The organism is Cryobacterium melibiosiphilum, from assembly GCF_003602235.1.
GTDB lineage: Bacteria > Actinomycetota > Actinomycetes > Actinomycetales > Microbacteriaceae > Cryobacterium > Cryobacterium melibiosiphilum.
Window position 1 is genome coordinate 1 of the sequence record NZ_QZVS01000092.1, and the last position, 24,703, is coordinate 24,703.

The 24,703-nt window shown below is 67.8% G+C and carries 25 protein-coding genes; 8 read left to right on the forward strand and 17 right to left on the reverse strand.

Translation table 11 applies throughout. From position 1 onward, the window contains the following. Positions 1–521: 521 nt before the first annotated feature. The 3 genes from D6T64_RS16060 to D6T64_RS16070 are packed head-to-tail and all read right to left on the reverse strand — an operon-like array spanning position 522 to position 3,312. Positions 522–1,808, reverse strand: coding sequence for an adenylosuccinate synthase (locus tag D6T64_RS16060; protein ID WP_119975702.1), 1,287 nt, complete (start codon positions 1,806–1,808; stop codon positions 522–524). 2 nt (positions 1,809–1,810) lie between these two features. Then, on the reverse strand, positions 1,811–2,293 hold the full coding sequence (locus D6T64_RS16065) for a DUF3151 domain-containing protein (RefSeq protein WP_119975703.1): 483 nt from the start codon (positions 2,291–2,293) through the stop codon (positions 1,811–1,813). 8 nt (positions 2,294–2,301) lie between these two features. After that, positions 2,302–3,312: a LacI family DNA-binding transcriptional regulator gene (locus D6T64_RS16070; RefSeq protein WP_119975704.1), complete on the reverse strand. Its 1,011-nt coding sequence runs from the start codon at positions 3,310–3,312 to the stop codon at positions 2,302–2,304. A 132-nt stretch (positions 3,313–3,444) separates the two neighbouring features. Here D6T64_RS16070 and D6T64_RS16075 point away from each other — a divergent pair, with 132 nt between their 5' ends. Continuing rightward, the gene (locus D6T64_RS16075) at positions 3,445–4,644 is read left to right on the forward strand and encodes a Gfo/Idh/MocA family protein (RefSeq protein ID WP_119975705.1); all 1,200 of its coding nucleotides are present in this window, start codon (positions 3,445–3,447) and stop codon (positions 4,642–4,644) included. Beyond that, positions 4,641–5,660, forward strand: a complete 1,020-nt coding sequence (locus D6T64_RS16080; RefSeq protein ID WP_119975706.1) for a sugar phosphate isomerase/epimerase family protein — start codon at positions 4,641–4,643, stop codon at positions 5,658–5,660. The genes D6T64_RS16075 and D6T64_RS16080 overlap by 4 nt, the downstream gene beginning before the upstream one ends. Here the strand turns inward: D6T64_RS16080 and D6T64_RS16085 are convergent. After that, the gene (locus D6T64_RS16085; RefSeq protein WP_119975707.1) at positions 5,657–6,025 is read right to left on the reverse strand and encodes a DUF4440 domain-containing protein; all 369 of its coding nucleotides are present in this window, start codon (positions 6,023–6,025) and stop codon (positions 5,657–5,659) included. The two genes, D6T64_RS16080 and D6T64_RS16085, sit on opposite strands and share 4 nt — an antisense overlap. A 59-nt stretch (positions 6,026–6,084) precedes the next feature. After that, a complete protein-coding gene (locus D6T64_RS16090) occupies positions 6,085–6,729 on the reverse strand; it encodes a TrmH family RNA methyltransferase (protein WP_377011863.1) in 645 nt (214 codons plus the stop codon). A 52-nt stretch (positions 6,730–6,781) separates the two neighbouring features. Here D6T64_RS16090 and D6T64_RS16095 point away from each other — a divergent pair, with 52 nt between their 5' ends. The 5 genes from D6T64_RS16095 to D6T64_RS16115 all read left to right on the forward strand — a co-directional run bounded on the left by D6T64_RS16095 (position 6,782) and on the right by D6T64_RS16115 (position 10,996). After that, positions 6,782–7,717, forward strand: coding sequence for a metal ABC transporter substrate-binding protein (locus tag D6T64_RS16095; protein WP_119975708.1), 936 nt, complete (start codon positions 6,782–6,784; stop codon positions 7,715–7,717). Beyond that, positions 7,714–8,523, forward strand: coding sequence for a metal ABC transporter ATP-binding protein (locus tag D6T64_RS16100; RefSeq protein ID WP_119975709.1), 810 nt, complete (start codon positions 7,714–7,716; stop codon positions 8,521–8,523). Before D6T64_RS16095 ends, D6T64_RS16100 begins: the two co-directional genes overlap by 4 nt. Further along, a complete protein-coding gene (locus tag D6T64_RS16105) occupies positions 8,520–9,449 on the forward strand; it encodes a metal ABC transporter permease (protein WP_199719195.1) in 930 nt (309 codons plus the stop codon). The genes D6T64_RS16100 and D6T64_RS16105 overlap by 4 nt, the downstream gene beginning before the upstream one ends. Next, positions 9,424–10,086, forward strand: coding sequence for a metal-dependent transcriptional regulator (locus tag D6T64_RS16110; RefSeq protein ID WP_119975710.1), 663 nt, complete (start codon positions 9,424–9,426; stop codon positions 10,084–10,086). The genes D6T64_RS16105 and D6T64_RS16110 overlap by 26 nt, the downstream gene beginning before the upstream one ends. A 109-nt stretch (positions 10,087–10,195) precedes the next feature. Then, a complete protein-coding gene (locus tag D6T64_RS16115; RefSeq protein WP_119975711.1) occupies positions 10,196–10,996 on the forward strand; it encodes an HAD-IIA family hydrolase in 801 nt (266 codons plus the stop codon). Positions 10,997–11,194: 198 nt separating this feature from the next. Here D6T64_RS16115 and D6T64_RS16120 read toward each other — a convergent pair whose 3' ends face one another. The 3 genes from D6T64_RS16120 to D6T64_RS23460 form a co-directional block, all read right to left on the reverse strand. After that, positions 11,195–12,121 (reverse strand): hypothetical protein, encoded by a 927-nt coding sequence (locus tag D6T64_RS16120; RefSeq protein WP_147364596.1) that lies wholly within the window; start codon positions 12,119–12,121, stop codon positions 11,195–11,197. A gap of 377 nt (positions 12,122–12,498) precedes the next feature. Further along, a complete protein-coding gene (pyrE, locus tag D6T64_RS16130; protein WP_119975714.1) occupies positions 12,499–13,047 on the reverse strand; it encodes an orotate phosphoribosyltransferase in 549 nt (182 codons plus the stop codon). Positions 13,048–13,101: 54 nt separating this feature from the next. After that, positions 13,102–13,224, reverse strand: a complete 123-nt coding sequence (locus D6T64_RS23460) for a hypothetical protein (protein WP_267900492.1) — start codon at positions 13,222–13,224, stop codon at positions 13,102–13,104. 167 nt (positions 13,225–13,391) lie between these two features. Between D6T64_RS23460 and D6T64_RS16135 the strand changes: the two genes are divergently transcribed. Next, entirely contained in the window at positions 13,392–14,324 is a 933-nt protein-coding gene (locus D6T64_RS16135; RefSeq protein WP_119975715.1) for a LysR family transcriptional regulator, read from the forward strand. Between the two features lie 184 nt (positions 14,325–14,508). Here D6T64_RS16135 and D6T64_RS16140 read toward each other — a convergent pair whose 3' ends face one another. The 9 genes from D6T64_RS16140 to D6T64_RS16180 all read right to left on the reverse strand — a co-directional run bounded on the left by D6T64_RS16140 (position 14,509) and on the right by D6T64_RS16180 (position 24,619). After that, positions 14,509–16,035 (reverse strand): CoA-acylating methylmalonate-semialdehyde dehydrogenase, encoded by a 1,527-nt coding sequence (locus D6T64_RS16140; protein ID WP_119975716.1) that lies wholly within the window; start codon positions 16,033–16,035, stop codon positions 14,509–14,511. Between the two features lie 127 nt (positions 16,036–16,162). Further along, on the reverse strand, positions 16,163–17,494 hold the full coding sequence (locus D6T64_RS16145) for an aspartate aminotransferase family protein (protein WP_119975717.1): 1,332 nt from the start codon (positions 17,492–17,494) through the stop codon (positions 16,163–16,165). After that, a complete protein-coding gene (locus tag D6T64_RS16150) occupies positions 17,494–18,645 on the reverse strand; it encodes an ABC transporter substrate-binding protein (protein ID WP_119975718.1) in 1,152 nt (383 codons plus the stop codon). Before D6T64_RS16150 ends, D6T64_RS16145 begins: the two co-directional genes overlap by 1 nt. A 48-nt stretch (positions 18,646–18,693) precedes the next feature. Beyond that, positions 18,694–19,470 (reverse strand): ABC transporter permease, encoded by a 777-nt coding sequence (locus D6T64_RS16155; protein ID WP_119975719.1) that lies wholly within the window; start codon positions 19,468–19,470, stop codon positions 18,694–18,696. Then, on the reverse strand, positions 19,467–20,318 hold the full coding sequence (locus D6T64_RS16160) for an ABC transporter ATP-binding protein (protein WP_119975720.1): 852 nt from the start codon (positions 20,316–20,318) through the stop codon (positions 19,467–19,469). Before D6T64_RS16160 ends, D6T64_RS16155 begins: the two co-directional genes overlap by 4 nt. Continuing rightward, on the reverse strand, positions 20,315–21,226 hold the full coding sequence (locus D6T64_RS16165; protein WP_119975721.1) for an ABC transporter permease: 912 nt from the start codon (positions 21,224–21,226) through the stop codon (positions 20,315–20,317). The genes D6T64_RS16160 and D6T64_RS16165 overlap by 4 nt, the downstream gene beginning before the upstream one ends. Further along, positions 21,223–22,251, reverse strand: a complete 1,029-nt coding sequence (locus D6T64_RS16170; protein ID WP_119975722.1) for a TIGR03842 family LLM class F420-dependent oxidoreductase — start codon at positions 22,249–22,251, stop codon at positions 21,223–21,225. The genes D6T64_RS16165 and D6T64_RS16170 overlap by 4 nt, the downstream gene beginning before the upstream one ends. A 23-nt stretch (positions 22,252–22,274) precedes the next feature. After that, positions 22,275–23,708: a dihydropyrimidinase gene (gene hydA / locus D6T64_RS16175; protein WP_119975723.1), complete on the reverse strand. Its 1,434-nt coding sequence runs from the start codon at positions 23,706–23,708 to the stop codon at positions 22,275–22,277. A 41-nt stretch (positions 23,709–23,749) separates the two neighbouring features. Further along, entirely contained in the window at positions 23,750–24,619 is an 870-nt protein-coding gene (locus D6T64_RS16180; protein WP_119975724.1) for a nitrilase-related carbon-nitrogen hydrolase, read from the reverse strand. Positions 24,620–24,703: the final 84 nt, after the last annotated feature.

Consider the following 24,703-nt stretch of genomic DNA (forward strand, 5'->3'; position numbering starts at 1 on the left):
GCAGCTGAACAGCTTTCCGAACCTGTGGGGTACGTGTGATTACATTACGCACCCCCCGACCAACGGTCAATTACAAGCCGCACCCCGGGCGTGTCGCCCACCCACAGTCCGAGGGTCGGCCCACGAGGTTTCGACCAGCGCGCTCCGCGCGCAGGCTCAACCAGCGAAATGTTTACCCTCCCGCTGGTTGAGCCGCGACGGCGGAGCGGGCGCCACGCCCCCGCGCGGCCTAAACGAACGCGCACCCCGGTCCGTGGATCGGCCCACGAGGTTTCGACCAGCGCGCTCCGCGCGCAGGCTCAACCAGCGAGATGGACCAGCGCGCTCCGCGCGCAGGCCCCCGGATTGAGCCTGTCGAAATCCGCCGGATTGAGCCTGTCGAAATCCGCCGGATTGAGCCTGTCGAAATCTCAACTAGCGAGATTGGGACCAGCGCTTCGGGGCGGGTGGCTGACGAGCGCGAGGAACAGGAACGGGCCGACCGGCCGAAGCCGATCGACCCGCGGTGGGTGCTGAGGGAATTAGTCGATCAGGTCGTGGCGGACTACGACGGCCTCGCGGTCGGGGCCGACGCCGATGACCGACATGCGCGATCCGCTGATTGCCTCGAGCGCCAGCACGTAGTCCTGGGCGTTCTTGGGCAGGTCGGAGAACTCGCGCACTCCGGTGATGTCTTCGGTCCAGCCGGGGAACTCTTCGTAGATCGGGGTGGCATGGTGAAAGTCCGACTGGGAGACCGGAACTTCTTCTACGCGCACACCATCGACGTCATACGCGACACAGACCGGGATCTTGTCCAGACCCGTGAGTACGTCGAGTTTGGTCAGCACGAAGTCGGTGACACCGTTGATGCGGGCCGTGTAGCGCGCGACGGGGGCGTCGTACCAACCGGTGCGGCGAGGCCTGCCGGTCGTCGTGCCGAACTCGAAGCCCTTGGCGCGCAGGAACTCGCCGGAGTCATCGAACAGTTCGGTCGGGAACGGGCCCGCGCCGACGCGGGTCGTGTACGCCTTGACCACGGCGATGATGCGGTCGATGCGGTTCGGGGCCACTCCCGAGCCGGTGACCGCGCCGCCGGAGGTGGCGTTCGACGACGTCACGAACGGATACGTTCCGTGGTCGACATCGAGCATGGTCGCCTGGCCGCCCTCGAAGAGCACGGTCTTGCCGTCGTTCAGCGCCTCGTGCAGCAGCAGGGCGGTGTCGGTGACCATGGGGCGCAGGCGTTCGGCGTACGTCAGCAGTTCGGTGACGATCTCGTCGACCTCGATCGCGCGGCGGTTGTACACCTTCACCAGCAGGTGGTTCTTCTGGCCCAGGGCGCCCTCCACCTTCTGGCGCAGGATGTTCTCGTCGAAGAGGTCCTGTACCCGAATGCCGACGCGGTTGATCTTGTCGGCGTAGGCCGGGCCGATGCCGCGGCCTGTGGTGCCGATCTGGCGCTTGCCGAGGAATCGCTCGGTCACCTTGTCGAGGGTTCGGTGGTACTGGGTGATGAGGTGGGCGTTCGCGCTGACCCGCAGCCGGGAGACGTCCACCCCGCGCGAGCTCAGGGCATCCAGCTCTTCGAACAGCACCTCGATGTCGATGACGACACCGTTGGCGATGATCGGCGTGACGCCGGGGCTCAGGATGCCCGACGGCAGCAGGTGCAGCGCGTACTTCTCGTCGCCGACGACGACGGTGTGGCCGGCGTTGTTGCCGCCGTTGAACTTGACGACATAGTCGACGCGGCTGCCGAGCAGGTCGGTTGCCTTGCCCTTACCCTCGTCGCCCCACTGCGCTCCGATCAAAACGATCGCGGTCATATTTAGTCTTCTCCTCGAATAACAAAAGCTTCGGTCGGCGGTGCCGGGTCAGAGCCCGGCGACACGGCGGCCGCAATAATCTGTGCCACGGCGGTCGGATCGGCGTCGGCGAGGAACGCGCCCAGGCGTTCAACCTCGTCGGTTTCACCGATCTCGGCGGCGGCACGGCGCAGCGCGAACAGGGCGCGCAGCACCCCACGGTTGGGTTCGTGGCGCCACGGCACGGGGCCGGCACCCTTCCAGCCGGACTTGCGCAGGGCGTCGAGTCCGCGGTGGTAGCCCACGCGCGCAAAGGCGTAGGACTCGAGGATGCCGCCCTCGGCGTAGGCCTTGTCGGCCAACAGCGCCCAGGCGAGGGAGGAGGTCGGATGCGCCGCCGCAACACGTGCGAGATCGGGCCTGCCGGTTCGGCTCAGCGCCTCGAGTACCTCCACTTCTGCGGGGAGGAGGGTCTCGGGCCTATTGAGCAAATTATCGCCGGTCACAGTAGATCTTATCGCGGCGCGGTTGAGGACCGAGTGACGAGCGCCGGAGGGATCGATATCGGCGGTATGGCGGGGTCGTTCTGCGTAATACGGGCCAAAAGAGTCTCGGCGGCCTGCACTCCCACGTCGAAGTTGCGGTTGTCGACGGTGGTGAGGTCAAGATAGCGGGACGCGGCCAGGGGGGAATTGTCGTAGCCCATGAGGGAGACATCCGTCGGTACCGCCCGCCCCTGCTCGCTCAGGGCGGCGAGGGCGCCGAAGGCCATGGTGTCGTTGGCGGCCAGGATCGCCGTGAGCTCGGGAGCCGCCCGCAGCAGGGCGAGACAGGCCTGGTAGCCACCTTCCTCGGTGGCCGGCCCGCCCAGTCCGGCCAGGTGCGGGGTCAACCCCGCCGCCTGCACGGCCTCCTGGTAGCCCTCGCGGCGCCGCGCCGCCGAACCGCCCGCGGCCGTGAGGTGCCCAATGTGGCGATGCCCGAGCCCGACCAGGTAGTCCACGGCGAGCCGGGCACCGAGGGCATCGTCGTTTCGCACGATATCGGCGCCGACCATCGTGGTGTCACGGGCTCCGGCGATAACCACGGGCACCCCGACGGGCCGGATGCCCTCGGTTCCCGGTTCTGCGGCGAACACGATTCCGTCGACGTTCATCGACAGGAACCCGTCCAGGGCGCTCTGGCGCAGCACGCCGGTGGAATGCTGGTCGCTCACCGTGACGTGGTAACCGTGGGCGTCCATCACGTGTCGGATTCCCTCGAGAAGCTCCACGAACCACATGTTGCGATAGTCGTCGATGATGACGCCGATGCTGCGGGAGTGGTGGCCCGCCAGCGTCGCGGCGGCACGGCTGGGCTGGTAGCCCAGCTCGGTTATCGCCTGCAGTACGGCGGTGCGGCGTTTCTCGCTCACTCCGGGTGAGTCGCGCAGCACGAGCGACACGAGCGATTTCGACACCCCGGCCTGACGGGCAACGTCGTAGATGGTCGGTCGATTGTCGTCGGACCGCTTGTCGTCGGACACGGGGCATCCATTCAGATTGAGTCTTGACACGGGAGCGTGGTGGTCCTTATCTTATATGGAGCGCTGCAATTGGAGCGCTCCAATTCAGTATTCTCGGTGCCGTGCGCGGCACCCAGGTCAAAGGAGACACGAGTGTCCGACAGCATCGGCGTTGCAGTCATCGGGGCAGGCATGGCGGGCAAGGCCCATGCGGCCGCCTATCGCACCGCACCCACCCTGTTCAGTCCCGTCCTTCCGCGGGTGCGCCTGGTTTCGATCGGCGATGTGAACGAGCAGCTCGGCGCGGCCACCGCGGCGCGCTTTGGCTACGAGCGCACGGATGCCACCTGGCAGGCCATCGCGGCAGCCGACGACATCGACGTGGTGAGTGTCGTCATCGCCAATCGCCTGCACCTCGAGGTGGTGGAGGGCCTGCTCGCCGCCGGCAAGCACGTGCTGTGTGAAAAGCCCTTGAGCGATGGGCTGGCGGATGCCCGGGCGATGGCCGCGGCCGCGGCGCGGGCCTCCTCGGTCGCCCGGGTGGGCTTCACCTTTCGCCGCACGCCGGGTATCGCCGCCATCCGTCAGCTGATCCAGGACGGCACCCTCGGCCGGGTGCTGCACTTCAGCGGCCGCTACTGGACCGACTACGCCGCCGACCCGATGGGCCCCATGAGCTGGCGCTTCACAGGCGGCGCCGGCTCCGGCGCCCTCGCCGACGTGGGCAGCCACCTGGCCTACGTCGCCGAATTTCTCTGCGGCGACGTGCGCTCGGTCAGCGGTGGTCGGCTCGCCACCGAGATCACCCGACGCCCGGTGCCGATCGGGCCGGTCGTCGGGCACGACCACGCCGAAGTCAGCGACGTATTCGAGACCGTGGATAACGACGACTACGCCGCGTTCTCGGCCGAATTCGAACACGGCGTCGGCAGCCTCGAGGTGAGCCGCGTCGCCGCCGGCCACGCCAACACCCTCACCTTCGAGGTGTTCTGTGAGAACGGCTCGGCCACCTTCGACCAGCGCCGACCGGCCGAAATCGGCCTGTTCCTGAATAAGGGACAGGCCACGCACAACGGCTATCGGCAGGTGATCCTGGGCCCGGGTCATCCTTATCTGGCCGGTGGCCTGGCCATGGATGCCCCGAGCGTGGGCTTCGGCCAGAACGACGCCTTCGCCTACCAGGCCCGCGCCTTTCTCGACGAGGTGGCCGGCCTCGACCCGGCGTCGTCACTGCCCCGCAACGCCTCCTTCGACGACGGCGTCCACAACATGGAGATCCTCAGTGCGGCCACCGAATCGGCCACCCGGAACGGACACACGGTCACCGTCGACCAGAAGGAGATGGCCCGATGAGACTCGGTATCTACAACGCAATCCTGCACGATCGCTCTCTGCCGGAGGCCCTCGAGGTCGTCGCCTCCCTGGGCCTGACCGGCATCGAGATCAACTCCGGCGGTTTTCTGCCCCCGGTGCACATCCCCAACCTCGACGAGATCATCGCCAGCCCGCGGGCAGCGGATGCCTACCTCGCCCAGTTCGCCGGCACCGATGTCGAGATCGCCGGTCTCAACTGCAACGGAAACCCGCTGCACCCGAACCCGGCCATCGGGCACAAGCACGCCGAGGACATCCGTCGCTCGATTCGGGCCGCGGCCGCGCTCGGCCAGACCCGCGTGGTGACCATGTCAGGCCTGCCCGGCGGCGAACCGGGCGCGACCCGACCGAACTGGATCGTGAACGCCTGGAACTCCGGCTCGCTCGACCAGCTCGACTACCAGATGGACGTCGCGGCCACACTCTGGTCGGAGATCGACCAGCTCGCCCGCGACCACGGTGTCAAGGTGGCCCTCGAACTGCATCCGCAGAACCTGGTCTTCAACCCGGCCGGGATCCGCGAACTCGTCGAGCGCACCGGCGCCACCAACATCGGGGTCGAGCTCGATGCCAGCCACCTGTTCTGGCAGCAGATGGACCCGGTCGCCGTCATTCGCGACCTCGGCCCGCTGATCTTCCACGCGGCGGCGAAAGACATCCGGGTGAACCCGGCCGCCGCCGTGTACGGCGTGCTCGACAATCGGTTTCGCCGGCTGCGCGACGACGAAGATCGCACGAGCCTCGGCGGAGACGAGTGGGTGAACGAATGGCCGACCAACTCGAGCTGGGACTTCGTGGCCCTCGGTAAGGGCCACGACACGGCCTACTGGACCGAGTTCCTGCGGGCCCTGCACGAGGTCGACCCGGACATGGCCGTCAACATCGAGCACGAAGACGTACAGCTGGGCCGCATCGAGGGCCTCGAGATCGCCGCCGCGGTGCTCAAGGACGCCGACGCGGCCCTGAGCCGGTCGCTGGCAGGAGTTGCTCGCTAGGCGGGGGTCTGCTGGCGGGCCGCGACGCGCCATCCGCCGTTGACGAAGACGTAGGTGGTCGAGACGTTGACCTCGATCACCTCGGCTCCGCGCTTGGTGACGGCGCGGTAGACGACGACCCCGGCGTGATCGCCCAGGCGGATGATGGCGGGGTCGCGGATGCCGTAGTTCTCCCAGGAGGCGGTGTCGTCGAAGTGTGCGGCGACCTTGTCGCGGGTCACGATCGCGCCCGGCAGGATCATCAGGGCGTCGTCGGTCATTTCGCGCTGGAAGTATTCACCGCCACGGCCGGCCACCACCGCCTGCCAGGCGGCGTTTTCTTCGTGCAGCAGTCGGGCGGGCAGATCGTCAGTGATCGCAGTCATGACCTCACGGTATCTCCTGCGCCTGCGCCGTGGGGAGAAAGTTGAGGTAAAAAGCCACCCTAGAAGTGGTGCTGCATCACCCAGGAGTGCATCGTGACGGCGGCGGCAGCGGAGGCGTTGATCGACCGGGTGGAGCCGAACTGGCTGATCTCGACCACGGCGTCCGCCGACTCGATGGCCGCCTCGCTCAGCCCGGGGCCTTCCTGGCCGAACAGCAGCACGCAGCGCTCCGGAAAGGTGAAGGTTTCGATGATGACCGAACCGGGCACGTTGTCGATCGCGATGATCGGCAGGCTTTCGGACTCGGCCCAGGCCACGAAGGCGGCCACGTCGGGGTGGTGCAGCACGTGCTGGTACCGGTCGGTGACCATGGCGCCGCGCTTGTTCCAGCGTTTGCGGCCGATGATGTGCACGGTATCGGCGGCGAACGCGTTGGCGCTGCGCACGATTGAGCCGATATTCATGTCGTGCTGCCAGTTCTCGATGGCCACATGGAACGGATGCCGGTGCTCGTCGAGGTCAGCCACGATCGCGGCCATGTTCCAGTACCGATACCGGTCGATCACGTTGCGGGTGTCGCCGCGCTCGAGCAGCTCGGGGTCGTAGTAGCTCTCGGTCGGCAGTTCTCCGGTCCAGGGTCCCACGCCGTAGGTCGTCAGTTCGGGCGTGGGGTTCGGCTCGGTCGGGTTCAGCGCATCAGTCACCTCCCAAGGGTAAGGGCTTTCGGCACGCCTAAATCTTGGCTAGGGTTTCGGTATGCCTAAATTCGCACGCCGCACCGCCCTCGTTTCCGTTCTGCTCGGGGCATCCGTTGCCCTGAGCGGATGCGGCGCGGCGGTCGATGCCGGCGACCCGGCCGGGTCCGGGGCGGGTGACGACGACCGGCCCCTCGTGCTGACCACCTTCACGGTGCTCGCGGACATGGCCCGCGAGGTGGGCGGCGACGCGGTGCGGGTCGAGTCGATCACCAAGGTCGGCGCCGAAATCCACGGTTACGAGCCCACGCCGTCTGACCTGACCCGCGCGCAGGACGCCGACCTCATTCTCGACAACGGCCTCGGCCTCGAAAAGTGGTTCGAGCAGTTCACCGAGGGCCTCGACGCGCCGACCGTGACGTTGAGCGACGGCATCACCCCGATCAACATCAGCGTCGGCGAGTACGAAGGCACCCCGAACCCGCACGCCTGGATGTCCCCCACCGCCGGCGAGATCTACGTCGCCAACATCGCGGCTGCCCTGACCGAGCTGGCACCGGATGCCGCGGCCGACATCGCGGCGAACGCGTCCGCCTACACGGGCGAGCTGACGGCCCTGTCTGCGGAGCTGGCATCCGCGGTCGCCGAGATCCCCGAGGCCGAGCGCATGCTCGTGTCCTGCGAGGGCGCCTTCAGCTACCTCGCCCGCGACGTGGGACTCGACGAGGGCTACCTGTGGGCCGTGAACCAGGAGAGCCAGGGCACGCCGCAGCAGGTCGTCGCGCTGATCGAGACCGTCAAGGAGCGCAACGTGCCGGCCGTGTTCTGCGAGTCGACCGTCAGCGACGCCTCGCAGCAGAATGTGGCCGAAGAGTCCGGCGCGCGCCTCGGCGGCACGCTCTACGTCGACTCCCTGAGCGATGGCGACCCGGTTCCGACCTACCTCGAGCTGTTGCGCTACGACATCCGCACCATCGTGGAAGGGCTGACCGAATGAGCACTGCCGTGACCCCCGCTACCGAAACCGAAACCGACACCGGCCCGCGACCCGGTACCACCGGCCCCGCCATCGAGGTGCGCGACGTGACCGTGCGCTACGGCGACGTGACGGCCCTCGACCGCATCACCCTCACCGTGGCCAGCGGCCAGATCGTGGGCCTGCTCGGCATGAACGGGTCAGGCAAGTCAACCCTCTTCAACGCGCTGATGGGGCTCGCGAAGCCGGACGCGGGCAGCATCCGCCTGTTCGACGGCAATGCGAAGCGCGCCCGGCTGGCCAACCAGGTCGCCTACGTGCCGCAGTCCGAATCGGTCGATTGGGACTTTCCCATCTCGGTGCGGGAGGTCGTGATGATGGGCCGCTACGGCACCCTCGGTTTCACGCGGCGGGCCAAAGCCGCCGACCGCCAGGCGGTCGCCGAGGCGATCGAACGGGTCGGCCTGACCAGCCTCGCTCACCGGCAGATCGGCGCGCTGTCGGGCGGGCAGCGCAAACGGGCCTTCGTGGCCCGCGGCATCGCCCAGAACGCGCGGCTGCTTCTGCTCGACGAACCGTTCGCCGGCGTGGACACCACGAGCCAGGCGACCATCAGTCGGTTGCTGCACGAGCTGCGCGACGAGGGCCGCACCATTCTCATCTCCACGCATGACCTGGCGGGGGTGCCCGCACTCTGCGACGATGTGGTGCTGCTGCAGCGGCGCATCCTCTTTCAGGGCCCACCAGACCAGGCGCTGACCCCGGCGCTGCTCGCCCGAGCGTTCGAATCAGCGGAGGTCCCGTCGGACGTGGGGAGCGCAGCATGATCGACTGGCTGATGGAACCCCTGCAGTACGGCTTCATGACCCGTGCCCTGCTCACGACGCTGATCGCGTCGGTCACCTGCGCGCTGCTGAGCTGCTGGCTCGTGCAGATCGGCTGGTCACTGATGGGCGACGCGGTCAGCCACTCCGTGCTGCCCGGCGTGGTGCTCGCCTACATTCTCGGCTGGCCCTTCGCGGTCGGCGCTTTCATCTTCGGCATCGGCGCGGTCGCGCTGATCGGCGGCATCCAATCCACGACGAAGATCAAATCGGATGCCGCGATCGGCGTGGTCTTCACGTCCCTGTTCGCGCTCGGTGTCGTTCTCATCAGTGTCACCCCGAGCCAGACCGATCTCTCCCACATCCTGTTCGGCAACGTGCTCGGCGTGAGCGTCGGCGACCTCTGGCAGGTGTTCATCATCGGCCTGCTGACCTGCGTGATCCTCGTCGTCAAGCGCCGCGACTTCACCCTGCTGGCCTTCGACCCGACCCACGCGCACGCGATCGGCATCAACGTGCGCGTGCTGCGCGCCCTGCTGCTCGGGCTCCTCGCCCTGACGGTCGTCATCACGCTGCAGGCCGTCGGCATCATCCTCGTCGTCGCGATGCTGATCATTCCGGGCGCGACGGCTTATTTGATGACGGCAAGCATGGGGCGGATGCTCGTGCTCGCGGTGGGGGCAACATCCGTCGCCGCACTCGCCGGTGTCTACGTCAGCTACTACGCCGACGTGTCCACCGGCGGCGCGGTCGTGCTCGCCCAGGCCGTCTTGTTCCTCGCGGCCTACCTGTTCGGCCCGCGCGGCGGCATGCTCCCCCGCATCGCCCGCCGCCGGCGAGCCACCCGCGACCGCCTGGCCGTTCAGACCACTACCGTTATAGACACAGATGAAAGAGACCGGAATGAAGCAGTCCACGCCCGCGGCTGAGGACTACCTCAAGACCATCTACGGCCACACCGAGTGGCAGCCCAACCTCATCACCCCCTCTGTGCTGGCCGCGCGCCTCGGCATTGCGCCGTCATCGGTGACGGAGATGGTGAAGAAGCTCGCGGCCGCGGGGCTACTGCACCACGTGCCATACGGCCCGCTGATGCTCACCCCCGCCGGACTGCGCGCCGCCACGGCCGTCGTGCGCCGGCACCGGCTGATCGAGACCTGGCTGGTGCGCGACATGGGCTTCCACTGGGACGAAGTCCACGAGGAGGCGGAGGTTCTCGAGCACTCCATCTCCGACCGGCTGCTCGACGCGATGGATGCCCGCCTCGGGCACCCCGCGCACGACCCGCACGGCGACCCGATTCCCGATGCCAACGGCGCGGTCGCCCGGGAACCGGCGATTCTGCTCGCCCAGGCCACCGCCGGGCACAGCGGACGGGTGCTGCGCATCAGCGACAAGGACTCGGCGATCCTGCGCGACCTCGCCACCGATTCGATCGGGCCGGGGTCGGCGTTGACCGTCGTCGAAGCCCTGACGGTCGTCGAGCCGCTGACCGTGCGGCTGCCCGACGGCCAGATTCGCCAGCTGTCACCGGCCGCCGCCGAGCTCATCTGGGTGTCCGCCTAACAAGCGTCCACATGATTCAGCGGACGGCATCCGTGACGTGGCGCGGCGAGATTAACCTCGGGGAAACCTCCCCCGGTTAGGCTGAAACCCCGACGAGAGGAACGCCACCATGGCCCGCCGAGACGAAATCGAATGCTGGCTCACCGACATGGACGGTGTGCTCGTGCACGAAAACGCGCCGCTTCCCGGTGCTGCCGAGCTACTGCAGCAGTGGACCGACACCGGCACGCCGTTTTTGGTGTTGACGAACAACTCCATTTTCACGCCGCGGGACCTGAGCGCGCGGCTGAAGGCATCCGGGCTCAATGTTCCCGAGGATCGCATCTGGACGAGCGCCCTCGCCACCGCCGACTTCTTAAAGCAGCAGATGCCCGGCGGTTCTGCGTTCGTGATCGGCGAGGTCGGCATCACGACCGCGCTGCACGAGGCCGGTTTTGTGATGACCGAGACGAACCCCGACTACGTCGTGGTCGGCGAGACCCGCAACTACTCGTTCGAGGCGATCACCAAGGCGATCCGCCTGATTCTCGGCGGCGCCCGCTTCATCGCGACGAACCCGGATGCGACCGGGCCGAGCGCGGACGGCCCGATGCCCGCCACCGGCGCGATCTCGGCCCTGATCACCAAGGCGACGGGCATGGACCCGTATGTGGTCGGCAAGCCCAACCCGATGATGTTCCGCTCGGCGATGAACAAGATCGGTGCGCACTCGGAGAACACGGCCATGATCGGCGACCGCATGGACACCGACATCGTCGCGGGCATCGAGGCCGGGCTGCACACCATCCTGGTGATGACCGGCATCAGCGACGCCGCGGAGATCAGCCGCTACCCGTTCCGTCCCGACGAGATGCTCGCCGGCGTGCACGAACTGGTCTCGAGCGAGCTCATCGAGAGCGACGAGATCTAGCCTCTGGTCGGGCTTCGCGAGGGTGAGGTGCGGAGAACGTGCCTTCCTCGCGCCCAGGAGAGCACGAAGTCCGCACCTCAGCGCAGCGGCAGCCGCGCGCGGATGCTGCCGCCCGGCCGTCAGGGGTGAGGTGCGGAGAACGTGCCCTCCTCGCGCCCAGGAAGGCACGAAGTCCGCACCTCAGCGCCCGAGATGGCCTCAGGCGGTCGGGCCGGGGCCCGCGAGGGTTGCGGTGAGGGGCCCGCCGCTCGAGCGGCTCACGAAGCAGTAGTAGTGGCGTTCGCCGGCGGTCCACTGCTCGTCGGTGACCGGGTAGCTGCCCTGCACCTGCACGTCGGCGAGGGTCGCCGCGGCGGTGAGGTCGATGAGGCCGACCGCGCTGCAGAGCACGTTGATCTGCGCGGCGAGTTCGGCCTCACCGGGGAAGGGCGTCGCCGCGTCGCCATCGAAGGTTCCGCGAAAGACGAGCTGTGCGGTGTGGGCGGCGGCGCAGTCCACCACGGTGAACTCTTCGGCCCAGGGCGAGTCGTAGGGTTCGAGGCATTCGCCGCCGAAGAGCGTGTTCCACGGGTGCACGCCGGCCGACTGCATGGCCGTGACCTCGGCCGCCGCGGTGGGCGTCGGAGTCGGGGTGGGCGTCGCCGACGGCGTGCTCATGGGCGTCGCGACCGCGACCGGCGCCCCGCCGCCGAGTCGCTGCCCCACGAAGAACAGGCCGACCAGAACGATGACCACGACGATTCCAGCCAGCACCCACACCAGGGTGTGGGGACGTTTGCTCTCGATGCCGACCCGACGGCCGGACGAGTGCCGCAGGGCCGCGACGGGTGCTGCCTCCGACGCGTCCACCGCGCGGGCACGCGTGACCGGGGGCTCAAGCGGCTTCGGCATGACGGCGGTCGGCGCATCGACGGCGGGGGGCGTGATGACTTCGGTCGGCGCATCACCTTCGGCCGGCTCGGACAACGTTTCCGGTCGCGATTCGGGTTCGGGTTCGGGTTCAACGGCGGGCTCGGGGGCGATGACGGATGCGGCTTCAACGACGGGTGCAGCCGGATCACCAGCGTCTGTGGACGGGGCCCACGCCGACACCATCGGGGTCGTCCACCATGGTGCGGGAGGCACGACCGGCGCGTCCTCGCCCTGCGGAACGATGGGCGCAACCGCAGGAGCATGCACGGCCGGCGTCGGCGCGAGCGGCTCAGACTCAGACTCAGACTCAGACTCAGACTCAGACTCAGACTCAGACTCAGACTCAGGCTCAGGCTCAGGCTCAGGCTCAGGCTCAGGCTCAGGCTCAGGCTCAGGCTCAGCGTTCGGCCCGGGAGCGGGGGCCGCCTCTGGCGGAGCGGCCGCGATCGGTGCGTCGTTCTGCGGGGCTGGCGCCGGAGCATCCGTCGCCGGTTCTGTCGGCTCGGGTGCCGCAGTCGGCTCGACCGGATCGTCGCTGAGTTGCGCGCTCAGCCAGTCCAGATCGCCGTCGCGATCGTCGTCGCGGGGCACTAGCTCAGTCCCAGGTCCTCAAGGGAGATGGCGGCGAAGTAGGGGTAGCCGGCGGCTTCGATGATTTCGCGGGCGCCGGTGGCGCGGTCGACGACCACGGCGACGCCGGCGATGATGGCGCCGACCTTGAGCAGGGCTTCGATGGCGGCCAGCGGCGATCCGCCGGTCGTCGAGGTGTCTTCGAGCACGATGACGCGCTTGCCGTCGAGGTCGGGGCCCTCGACCTGGCGGCCGCGGCCGTGGTCCTTGGGTTCCTTGCGCACGACGAAGGCGTCATATTTCGCGCCGCGGGCGACACCCTGGTGCAGCACCGCGGATGCGATGGGGTCGGCGCCCATGGTGAGGCCGCCGACGGCCGCGACATCGGGGATGTCCTGGATCAGGTCGAGCATGACCTGCCCGATCAGGGGCGCGACGCGGTGGTCGAGGCTCACGCGGCGCAGGTCAACGTAATACGTTGCCTTCTTGCCGCTCGTGAGGGTGAAGTCCCCATGGAACACGGCCTCGGCCGCGATGTAGTCGATGAGCTGCTGCCGTGTATCCGTCACAGTAAATACTGTACCGGTCGGCGGCAGCAGCGTGCTTCAGCTAAAAACGCGCGGCTAGAAGGCGCGAACGAGGTTGCGCTCGGGGAGCTGACGGTAGCCGTCGCGGGACACCTCGCCGACGAGGGCGGTGAGGGAGGTGAGGGCGACGATGACGATGACTGCGATGAGGACGAACACGAGAAAATGCCTTTCGAAGGGGGGTGGAGTGGCCGTGCACGGAGGCGCCATTGCTCGTGTTGACCCTTCAGTTGACCACGCCAGACCATTCACCACAATCGCATTGTTCTGCACTCTAGATGTAGCTTGTCTTAAACGTTAGAGTGAGGGAATGGAGCTGAACTGAGATGGACGTGCAGCGACTCGAACTCCTGCGCGAACTCGCCGACCGCGGCAGTGTGACCGCGGTCGCCGCGGCCACCCACCGCACGCCATCTGCCGTGTCCCAGCAGCTCAAGGTGCTCGAACGGGAGGCAGGCCTGCCCCTGACCGAACGCCGCGGCCGGGGCCTCGTGCTCACCGACGCCGGTCGGGCCCTCGCCCGCAGCGCAGCGGATGTCGCGGTGTCCCTCGCGAAGGCGACCGCGCTCTGGGATGAATTCCGCAACCACGCCACCGGCGAGGTGAGCCTCGTGACCTTTCCGACTGCCGGCCAGATGCTGCTGCCCGGTGTGATCCGGGACCTGGCCGCGGTCACCGGCCTCGTGCTCAACTGCGCCGACGACGACCCCGAACTCAGCGACTTTCCCGCCCTCACCGCCGACTTCGACATCGTGCTCGCCCATTCCATGCGCGGCGCCCTCTCGTGGGCGGGGCGCGGGCTCACGGTGGCTCCGCTCATGACCGAGCCGCTCGACGTGGGTGTGCCGGTCGGGCACCGCCTCGCCGGCCGCACCTGGGTGTCGCCGCGCGACCTCGACGGTGAGACCTGGATCGGAGTGACCGACGGGTATCCGTTTGAACGGGTGCTGCAGGCGATCGAGCAGGAGGCCGGCACCCGACTCTCGATGGCGCAGCGCTTCGCCGACCTCTCACTCATCGAGTCATTTGTCACTGCCGGACTCGGCATCGCGCTCGTGCCGCGGTACACCTCGGGCGGCGGCCGGCCCGGCCGGCTCGTGCTGATCCCGCTGCGCGGCGTCGAAGCGGAGCGGCAGATCGTGGCGCTGATGCGCCCCGACCGGGCCGAACGCCTCGCCGTGCGCACCGTCGTCGATCTGCTGCGCGTGCGCGCGGCGCGCGTGCAGGCCGAGCACACGCATCCGCTGCCCGCCGAGTAACCACCCCGCTGCTCTGCCCGCGGATTGACCATTCGCTGGTTGAGTAGCGGGCACGCTCCACCGCCCGCGTATCGAAACCTGGCGGGCCGACCCTCGGACCCGCGCGGCGGGGTGTGAAGTCGGCTCGCGAGGTTTCGACACGGGCGCAGAAAGCGCGCGCCCCACTTAACCGGCGGGATTTCCGTCAGTCGTGCTGGGGGAACCCGAGGTTGATGCCGCCGTGGCTCGGGTCGAGCCAGCGACTCGTCACGGCCTTCTCGCGGGTGAAGAAGTCGACCCCGGCCGGGCCGTAGGCCTTGGACGCCCCGAACAGCGAATCCTTCCAGCCGCCGAACGAGTGGTACGCGACCGGCACCGGGATCGGCACGTTGATGCCGACCATGCCCACCTGCACCTCGTTCTGAAACCGGCGCGCGGCCCCGCCATCGTTGGTGAAGATGGCCGTACCGTTGCCGTAGCGGCTGCGGTTGATGAGCGCGAGGCCCTCGGCGTAGCTGTCGACGCGCACGATCGACAGAACCGGGCCGAAGATCTCGTCGATGTAGACGGCCGAATCCACGGTGACCTTGTCGAACAGGGTCGGTCCCAGCCAGAAACCGGATGCCTCCCCGTCGACCTCAACGCCGCGTCCGTCGACGACGACCTCGGCCCCATCCGCTGCCGCGACATCGATATAGCCGGCAACCTTGTCGCGGTGCGCCTCGGTGATCAGCGGCCCCATGTCGCAGCCGCGCAGCCCGTCGCCGACCCGCAGTCCGCTCATGCGCTCGGTGATCTTGGTGATCAGGTCGTCGGTGACCGGCTCCACGGCGACGATCACGCTGATCGCCATGCAGCGTTCGCCGGCCGATCCGAAGCCGGCGTTCACGGCCGCGTCGGCGGCGAGGTCGAGGTCGGCGTCGGGCAGCACGAGCATGTGGTTCTTGGCCCCGCCGAGGGCCTGCACGCGTTTGCCGTGCCCGGCGGCGGTCTCGTAGATGTACTTCGCGATCGGGGTGGAGCCGACGAAGCTGATCGACTGCACGTCGGGGTGCACGAGCAGCGCGTCGACGGCCTCCTTGTCGCCGTGCACGACGTTGAAGACCCCGTCGGGAAGGCCGGCCTCGGCGAAGAGGGCGGCCATCCAGTTCGCGGCCGAGGGGTCCTTCTCGCTCGGCTTCAGCACGACGGTGTTGCCGGCGGCGATGGCGACCGGGAAGAACCAGAGCGGCACCATCGCGGGAAAATTGAACGGGCTGATGATGCCGACCACGCCGAGCGGCTGCCGCAGCGTGTACACGTCGACGCCGGTCGACACGTTCTCGGAGTAATCCCCCTTGGTCAGGTGTGGCATGCCGAGCGCGAACTCGACGACTTCGAGGCCGCGGGCGATCTCGCCGAGGGCGTCAGCGGTCACCTTGCCGTGTTCGGCGGTCAGGATGTCGGCGAGCTCGCCCTTGCGGGCGTTGAGCAGCTCCCGAAACGCGAACATCACGGCCTGGCGCTTGGCCTGACTGCTGTCGCGCCAGCCCGGGAACGCGGCGAGCGCCGCGGCGACGACGGTGTCGACATCCGCTGCGCTGGCCAGAGTGACCAGCTTGGCCACGGCGCCGGTTGCGGGGTTGTAGACGGGGGCGGTGCGGGTCGAGGTACCCGCGAACGGCGTATTGCCGCGCCAGTGCGGGATGGTCGGGGTGGCGGTGATCGGGGTGGCGGGAGTGGTGACGGTCATGGCAGGGATCCTTCAGTGAGTCTGGCGCCGTACCATTCGACGGAGTTCGGCCTCACAACGGGCTATTTTCGGCCGAAAAGCATGTTCTCGGGGCGAAACTCCGTCGAATGGTACAGGGCGCGAGCGGTCAGGGGGCGAGCAGGTCGAGGGCGAGCACCTCGTCGATGATCGCGATGCCCTCGGCGATCTCGGCGTCGGTCACGACGCACGGCGGCACGACGTGGATGCGGTTGTCGATCACAAACGGCAGCAGTCCGCGCCCGAGCAATTCGGCCTTGATGCGGGCCATCACCTCCGGACCGACGGGTTGCCGGGTGACCGGCTCGGTGACGAGGTCGAGCGCCCAGAAGACGCCCTCCCCGCGCACCGCGCCGATGATCGGGTGCTTCGCCTGCAGCGCGGCGAGCGCCGGGGCGAGCACGTCCCGGCCGATGCGGGCCGCGTTCTGCACGATTCCCTCCGCGCTCATCGCGTCGAGCGCGCCCACGATCGACGCCATGGCGAGCGGATGCCCGCTGTACGTCAGCCCGCCGGGAAACACGGTCTCGTCGAAGTCGGCCGCAATCGGGTCGGAGATCAGCACCCCGCCGGTGGGCACGTACCCCGAGTTCACGCCCTTCGCGAAGGTGATCAGGTCGGGCACCACCCCGTAGCCCTCGAACGCGAACCAGCGGCCGGTGCGGCCGAATCCGCACATGACCTCGTCGAGAATCAGCACGATGCCGTACTTGTCGCAGAGCGCCCGCACCCCCGGCAGGTACCCCGGCGGCGGCAGCATCACGCCGGCGGTGCCGGGGATCGTCTCGAGCAGCACCGCCGCGATTGACGTGCTGCCCTCCCCCACGATCACGTGTTCGAGGTGCTGGAGGGCACGCTCGCACTCCTGCTCTTCTGTGGTCGCCCAGAACTCGGTGCGATACAGGTAGGGCCCGAAGAAGTGCACGTGCCCGCGGGCGTACTCATTGGGCACCCGGCGCCAGTCGCCGGTCGCCACGATCGCCGCGCCGGTATTACCGTGATAGGAGCGGTAGGTCGACAGGATCTTGTCGCGCCCCGTGTGCAGGCGGGCCAGGCGGATGGCGTTCTCATTCGCATCCGCCCCGCCGTTGGTGAAGAAGACCCGGTTGAAGCCTTCGGGAGCGCGGGCCACGATGCGGCGGGCCGCCTCGCCGCGGGCGAGATTCGCGGTCGCCGGCGAGATGGTGGTGAGCAGCGCGGCCTGATCGGTGATCGCTTTCACCACCGACGGATGCTGGTGGCCGATATTCACGTTCACCAGCTGACTCGAAAAGTCCAGGTAGGTGCGGCCGTCGTGGTCCCAGACCCGGCAGCCGAGCCCCCCGGCGATGACGAGCGGTTTCAGGGCGGCCTGCGCCGACCAGGAGTGGAACACGTGCGCCCGGTCGAGCTGGGTGGTGCGGGCGTTGAGACCGGTGCCGGTTGTCGTGGTGCTCGTCATCAGTTACCGCCCTCCTCCAGGGTGACCTCGATGGGCTCCCAGTCGGCGCCGTTGACGTCGACGCCTTCGGCTTCGAGCTCGTCGAGGGCCTGCTGCACGTACTCGTTGGAGTACGCGGTGGCCGGCGGGTCGTCGGTGATGATGGTCGCGCCGGTCTCGTTCGTCGTGTCCTGGGCGATCTCGACCGTGGTGTCCCACGCGTCTTGGTCGATCAGGCCGACCCCATTCTCGGAGGGGAAGATGAGCTTGCTGACCTCGTTGGTCATCCACAGCTGGTGGCTCTGGCCGAGCGTCGAACCGGCGGCCGTGACGATGCCGGCGGCCTCTTCGGGGTTCTGCGCGGCATAGATCCAGCCCTTGATCGATGCCTTGATGAACTTGACCGTGGTGTCGGCGTAATCCGCGTCATCGGCGAGCCGGTCGGCATCCGCCCAGATGGCGTCCTGCAGCATCGCGGTGCCCTCGTCGTTCCAGTCGATCACGTTGAGGTCGTCGGGCTGGTACAGCTCACCGGTGTCGGGGTTGATCGTTTCGAGCACCTGCGCGTACTCGTTGTAGGTCATCGCCTGCGCCGCGTCGATATCGCCGGAGAGAAACCCGCTCATGTCGAAGGCCTGCTGGATGAGCGTGATGTCGTCGAGGGTGACGTCGTTTTGCTGCATGCCGGCGAAGAGTTCCCACTCGTTGCCGAAGCCCCAGCTGCCCACGTTCTTGCCGGCGAGGTCGGCGGGGGTCTCGATGTTCTTGTCCGCGAAGGAGATCTGGGTGGTGGCGCTGCGCTCGAAGATCTGGGCGACGTCGGTGATGTTGGCGCCCTGTTCGATCGAGCCGAGCACCTTGGGCACCCAGGAGATGGCGTAGTCGGCGTCGCCGGCCGCGAGCACGTCCTGCGGCACGATATCGCCGCCACCCTCGGCGATGGTCACGTCGAGGCCCTCGTCTTCGTAGTAGCCCTGGTCGACCGCGGCGTAGTAGCCGGCGAACTGGGCCTGGGCGACCCACTGCAGTTGCAGGGTGACGGGGGTGAGGTCGCCGGCATCCGCCGAATCATCGGGGGTGCCGCCGCTGCTGCAGCTGGTCAGGGCGAGGGCGCCGAGCGCGAACGCGGCCACGCCGGCGATCGAACGGATGCGTCGGGTCTGGTGTGTCATGTGAATCCTCCAGTAGCTGTGCGGATGAATGCGATGCAGGGAGCGAGACTAGGTGCGTCGGGTGGCAAGCTTTTCGATGCCGAGGGCGCCGCCGTAGAAGACGAGGCCGAGAATGATGGAGCCCAGAACATAGGCCCAGGCGAGGCCATAGTTGCTGCTCGCGGCGGCCGACGTGATCGACTTGCCGAGGCCGCCGACCGGGCCGCCGAAGTACTCGGCGATCAGGGCGCTGATCACCGCAAGCGACGACGCGATGCGCAGGCCGGTGAACACGAACGGCAACGCCGTGGGCAGGGTCACCGTGCGGGTCGCCTGCCAGCTCGACGCGGCGTAGGAGCGCATGAGGTCGCGGTGCACCGGGCGCACCTGCCGCAGGCCCCGCAGCGTGTTGAAGTAGACCGGCACGAACACGGCGAGCGCGGCGACGAGCTGCCGCGCGGTCTCGGCGCCGGCGCCGAACATCGTGTAGAGCACGGGGGCGAGAGCCACGATCGGCACGACCGCGATCGACGACACGATCGGGGCGGCCATGCCGTCGAGCACCCGCACGAGCGCGGACAGGATCGCCAGCAGCACCCCGAGCACCGCGCCGAGCAGCAGCCCAACGAGGGCATTGCCGCCGGTGACGGTCATGCCCGCGAGAACGCTCTGCAGGTTGGCGGCGAGTTCCGCCCCGATCGCGAACGGCGCCGGCAGGATGAAGGGCTTGATGGCGAACGCGGTCACCGCACCCTGCCAGGCCAGCACCACGAGGAGGCCGAGCACGATCGGCGCGAGCACGGCCTGCACCGGTCGCGCCCGGCGAAGCTCGGTCGCGGTGCTCATCGGGTTTCCACCCCCCGCGGCGCGCCGATCGCCGGACCGTCGTCGCCGTGCAGCAGGTCACGCACCGTGCTGAGCGACCGGAAGAAGCCGGCGTCTTCGCGCAGGTCTTCCCCGCGGTCCCTCATCGCCCCGAGTCCGACCGGCACGACCCTGCGGATGCGCCCGGGTCGCGGCGACATCACCACCACCCGGTTGGAGAGGAACACGGCTTCGGGAATCGAGTGCGTGACGAAGACCACGGCGGCGGCGGTTTCGGCACAGATCCGCACGAGCTCGTTCTGCATGCGCTCCCGGGTCATCTCGTCGAGGGCGCCGAACGGCTCGTCCATCAGCAGCAGGCTCGGCCGTTCGGCGAGCGACCGGGCGATCGCAACCCGCTGCTGCATGCCGCCCGAGAGCTGGTCGGGATAGCTCCCGGCGAACTCGGTCAGCCCGACCAGCTCGATGAGTTCGGCGGCGCGGGCGCGGCGGCCCGGCCGGTCGACGCCGTGCAGCTCAAGCGGCAGTTCGATATTGCCGGTCACCGTGCGCCACGGCAGCAGCCCGGCCTGCTGAAAGGCGATGCCGTAGTCCTGGTCGATGCGGGCCTGCCGGGCCGGCTTGCCGAACACCCGAATGTTGCCGCTCGTGGGCACGTCGAGGTCGGCGATCAGCCTCAGCAGGGTGCTCTTGCCGCATCCGCTGGGCCCGATCAGGGACACGAATTCGCCCGGTGCAACGGTCAGGCTGACATTGTCGAGCGCGGTGACGGATGCCCCCTTGCGCCCCGGGAAGATGCGGCCCACACTCCGTATATCAACGGCGGGCACATCGACCGCGGGCACTGCCGAGTTGCTCAGTGTGCTCATGCGTTGACCTCTCCCCTGCGGAAACGACGAAGGAACAGGCCGATCAGGCCGACAAAACCGGCGGCGACGAGGCCGACCAGCACGGAGCCGAAAATGGGTGCCCAGGGTTTGCCCGGGTCGCCGCCGGCCGCTCCGGCGTACTCCACGATCAGCCGCCCGATGCCGCCGCGCAGCCCGATCGACACCTCGGCGACGACACTGCCGATCACCGCGCTGACCGCCGCGAGCCGAAGCGCGGGCAGCAGGTAGCCGACGCTCGCCGGCAGGCGCAGTCGCCAGAGGGTCTTCCACCAGCCGACCGCGTAACAGTGCATCAGGTCGACGTGGTTCGCATCGGGTGCAACGAGCCCCCGCAGCGCCCCGATCGACACCGGGAAGAAGGCGAGGTAGGAGGCGATCAGGGCCACCGACATCCAGTTTTCCCAGGCGAACTCGCCGAGCTGCACCTGTGCGCCCCAGCGGCGCACGAGCGGGGCGATCGCGATGAGCGGCACGGTCTGGCTCAGTACGATCCACGGCAGGATGGCCGCCTCGGCCAGCCGGAACCGCTGCATCAGCAGCGCCAGCGCAAGGCCCACGGTGACCCCGACGATCCAGCCGACGGCGGCGATGCCGAGGGTGAAGGCGCAGGCCTGCAGCACGGCCAGCCAGAGCGGCAGCGCGGTCGCCGCCCCGGTCACCGGCTCGAACAGGCGCAGGGCCATCGTGGCGAGGTGCGGCATGGCGAGGTCGCTCGTGCGGGGCAGCACGGTGAGGTCGCCGATCAGGACACCGTTGTTCGGGCCGAAAAACTTGTACAGCTCCCACAGCACGGCGAGGGCGACCAGCCCGAGAACACCCAGCAGCGCCGGACGGGCGAGGCGGGGTATCCGCCATCGCCTTTCTGGTGTCAGCGTTCGTTCGGTCATGCCGCTGGCTTCTGGGTGGCGACGATCTGTTCCGCGAGGGCGGGAATCACCGCTTCGCCGTAGACGCGCAGGGTTTCCTCTTTGTTGTCGTGCTGCAGGTACCCGGCGAACTGGTCGACGCCGATGGCCTGCAGGGCGCGCAGCTTTTCGATGTGATCGCTCGCGGTTCCGAGCAGGCAGAACCGGTCGACGATCTCGTCGGGCACGAAGGCGGCGTGTTCGTTGCCGGCCTTGCCGTGCTGGTTGTAGTCGTAGCCGGCGCGGCCGGCGATGTAGTCGGTCAGCGCCTTCGGTACCGGGGAATCGGCGCCATACTTGGCGACAATATCGGCCACGTGGTTGCCGACCATGCCGCCGAACCAGCGGCACTGGTCGCGCATGTGCGCCCAGTCGCTGCCGATATACATCGGGGCGGCGACACAGAATTTAATGGATGCCGGATCCCGGCCCACATTCGCGGCCGCCGCCCGAACGGTGGTGATCATCCACTCGGCCACGTCGAGGTCCGCCATCTGCAGGATGAACCCATCGCCCACCTCGCCGGCGAGCTTCAGGGCGAGCGGGCCGTAGGCGGCAACCCACACGTCGAGGGTCGAGCCGCGGCTCCACGGAAACCGCACGGTCGCGCCGTTGTATTCGACCGGGCGGGAGTTGGCGAGTTCGCGAATGACGTGAATCGATTCCCGCAGGGTCTTCAGGGTCGTCGGGGCGCCGTTGGTCGCCCGCACCGCGGAATCACCGCGGCCGATGCCGCAGATGGTGCGGTTGCCATACATCTCGTTGAGGGTGGCGTAGGTAGACGCGGTGACCGTCCAGTCGCGCGTGGCCGGGTTGGTGACCATCGGGCCGACGATGATGCGGCTGGTCTCGGCCAGGATCCGGCTGTAGATCACATAGGGTTCCTGCCAGAGCAGGTGCGAGTCGAAGGTCCAGACGTGGCTGAAGCCGTGGGCCTCGGCCAGCTTGGCGAGTTGCACCGTGCGGGCCGACGGCGGGTTGGTCTGCAGTACTGCTCCAAAATCCATGGGGCTTCCTCTACTTGTCCGGCCTAGATGAGGTACTGGCTCAAGCCGCGCTTGATGAATCGGCCGTCGCCCTTGGCGCCCAGGTACTCGCCGCGGTCGATGACGACCTTGCCGCGGCTGATGACCGTGTCGACGTGGCCGTCGATCTCGTAGCCTTCGTAGGCGGAGTAGTCCATGTTCATGTGGTGGGTCTTGCCGACGCCGATGGAGGTGTGCCCGTTCGGGTCGTAGATCACGACGTCGGCGTCGGCGCCGGGCTGGATGACTCCCTTCTTTCCGTACATGCCGAACATGCGCGCCGGGGTCGTGGAGCAGACCTCGACCCACCGTTCAAGCGAGATCTTGCCGTCGACGACGCCCTGGTAGAGCAGGTCCATGCGGTGTTCGACCGAGCCGATGCCGTTCGGGATCTTCGAAAAGTCGGTCAGGCCCATGTCCTTCTGGCCCTTCATACAGAACGGGCAGTGGTCGGTGGAGACCATCTGGATGTCGTTCGTGCGCAGGCTCTGCCACATGTGGTGCTGGTGGCCCTCTGACTTTGCCCGCAGCGGCGTCGAGCAGACCCACTTCGCACCCTCGAAGCTGCCCCACTCGTCGCTCCGGGCACCGAGGTTGTCTTCGAGTGAGAGGTAGAGGTATTGCGGGCAGGTCTCGCCGAACACGTTCTGGCCCTTGTCGCGGGCCTGGGCGATCTGGTCCACGGCCTGCTTCGCCGACACGTGCACCACGTACAGGGGAGCTCCCGTCAGGTTGGCGAGCATGATCGCCCGGTGCGTGGCCTCCTCCTCGGCCTGCCAAGGTCGGGTGAGGCCGTGGTAAAGCGGGCCGGTATTGCCGGCGGCGACGGCCTGCTGCACGAGCAGGTCGATCACGCTGCCGTTCTCGGCGTGCATCATGATCATGCTGCCGTTGCTCGCCGCGCGCTGCATGGCCTTCACGATCTGGCCGTCATCGCTGAGGAACACGCCCTTGTAGGCCATGAACAGCTTGAAACTCGACACGCCCTCGGCGACGAGCTCGTCCATCGCCGTGAGCGAACTGTCCTGTACGTCCGAGAGGATCTGGTGAAAGCCATAGTCGATGGCGCACTGACCGAATGCCTTCTCGTGCCACTTCCGGTACTGCTCCAGCACGTTCTCCCCCGCGTACTGCACCACGAAGTCGACGATGCTCGTCGTGCCGCCCCACGCGGCGGCGCGGGTGCCGGTCTCGAAGGTGTCGCTGGCCTCGGTGCCGCCGAACGGCATCTGCATGTGAGTGTGGGCGTCGATGCCGCCGGGGATCACATATTTGCCACCGGCATCGATCACCCGGTCGACATTGGCTTCGACGTCGAACCCCAGCAGCGTCGAGCCGGGCGCCAGCACCGCCGCGATACTCTCCCCATCGATGAGCACGTCGGCGAGGGCGGAACCCGTGGCGTTGACCACGGTGCCGTTCTTGATGAGCGTCTTCATGGCATCCTCTGCTTCGGTGCTGAGTCAGAAACGGCGGGCGATCAGGGCGCGACGAGTTCCTCGTAGGAGTCGGGGCGGCGGTCGCGGTAGAACTGCCAGGAGTTGCGCACCTGGCGGATCAGGCCGAGGTCGAGGTCACGAATCACGATCTCCTCGGTATCTGTCGAGGCGACCTCGCCGACGTAATTGCCCTGCGGGTCGACGAAGTAGGAGCTGCCGTAGAAGGTGACGGCCTCGTCGCCGAACTCCCCGGTCTCGGTGCCGATGCGGTTGTTGGCACCGATGTAGTACTGATTGGCGACGGCCGCGGCGGGCTGCTCGAGTTCCCACAGCCGGTTCGACAAGCCCGGCTTGGTGGCGGAGGGGTTGAAGACGATCTCCGCACCGGCGAGGCCGAGCGCCCGCCAGCCCTCGGGAAAGTGCCGGTCGTAACAGATGTAGATGCCGACCTTGCCGACCTTCGTGTCGAAGACGGTGTAGTCGGTGTTGCCGGGACGAAAGTAGAACTTCTCCCAGAACTGCGGCAGGTGGGGCAGGTGGTGCTTGCGGTATTTGCCGAGGTAGCTGCCGTCGGCGTCGATCACCGCTGCGGTGTTGTAGAGCACCCCGGGTCGCTCCTCCTCATACATCGGCACGACGATGACCATGTTGAACTCGGCCGCGAGTTTCTGGAACCGCTCGACGATCGGGCCGGGAACGGCCTGCGCGTACTCGTAGTACTTCGCGTCCTGCACAATACCGAAGTACGGCCCGTGAAAGAGTTCCTGGAAGCAGATGATCTGCGCGCCCTGCGCGGCGGCCGAGCGCACGAAGCCCTCGTGCTTCTGAATCATCGACTCTTCGTCGCCGGTCCAGGTGGCCTGGGTGATGGCCGCCCTCACAATGTTGGTGTCGGGGTAGGTCTCGCTCATGCTGTGCCTTTCGCTTGAGGTGCTCGGGCCGTGCTCGTGATGCTGTGCTGGCTAGTATCTGGGCTGCGGATTTCGAAAATGTTT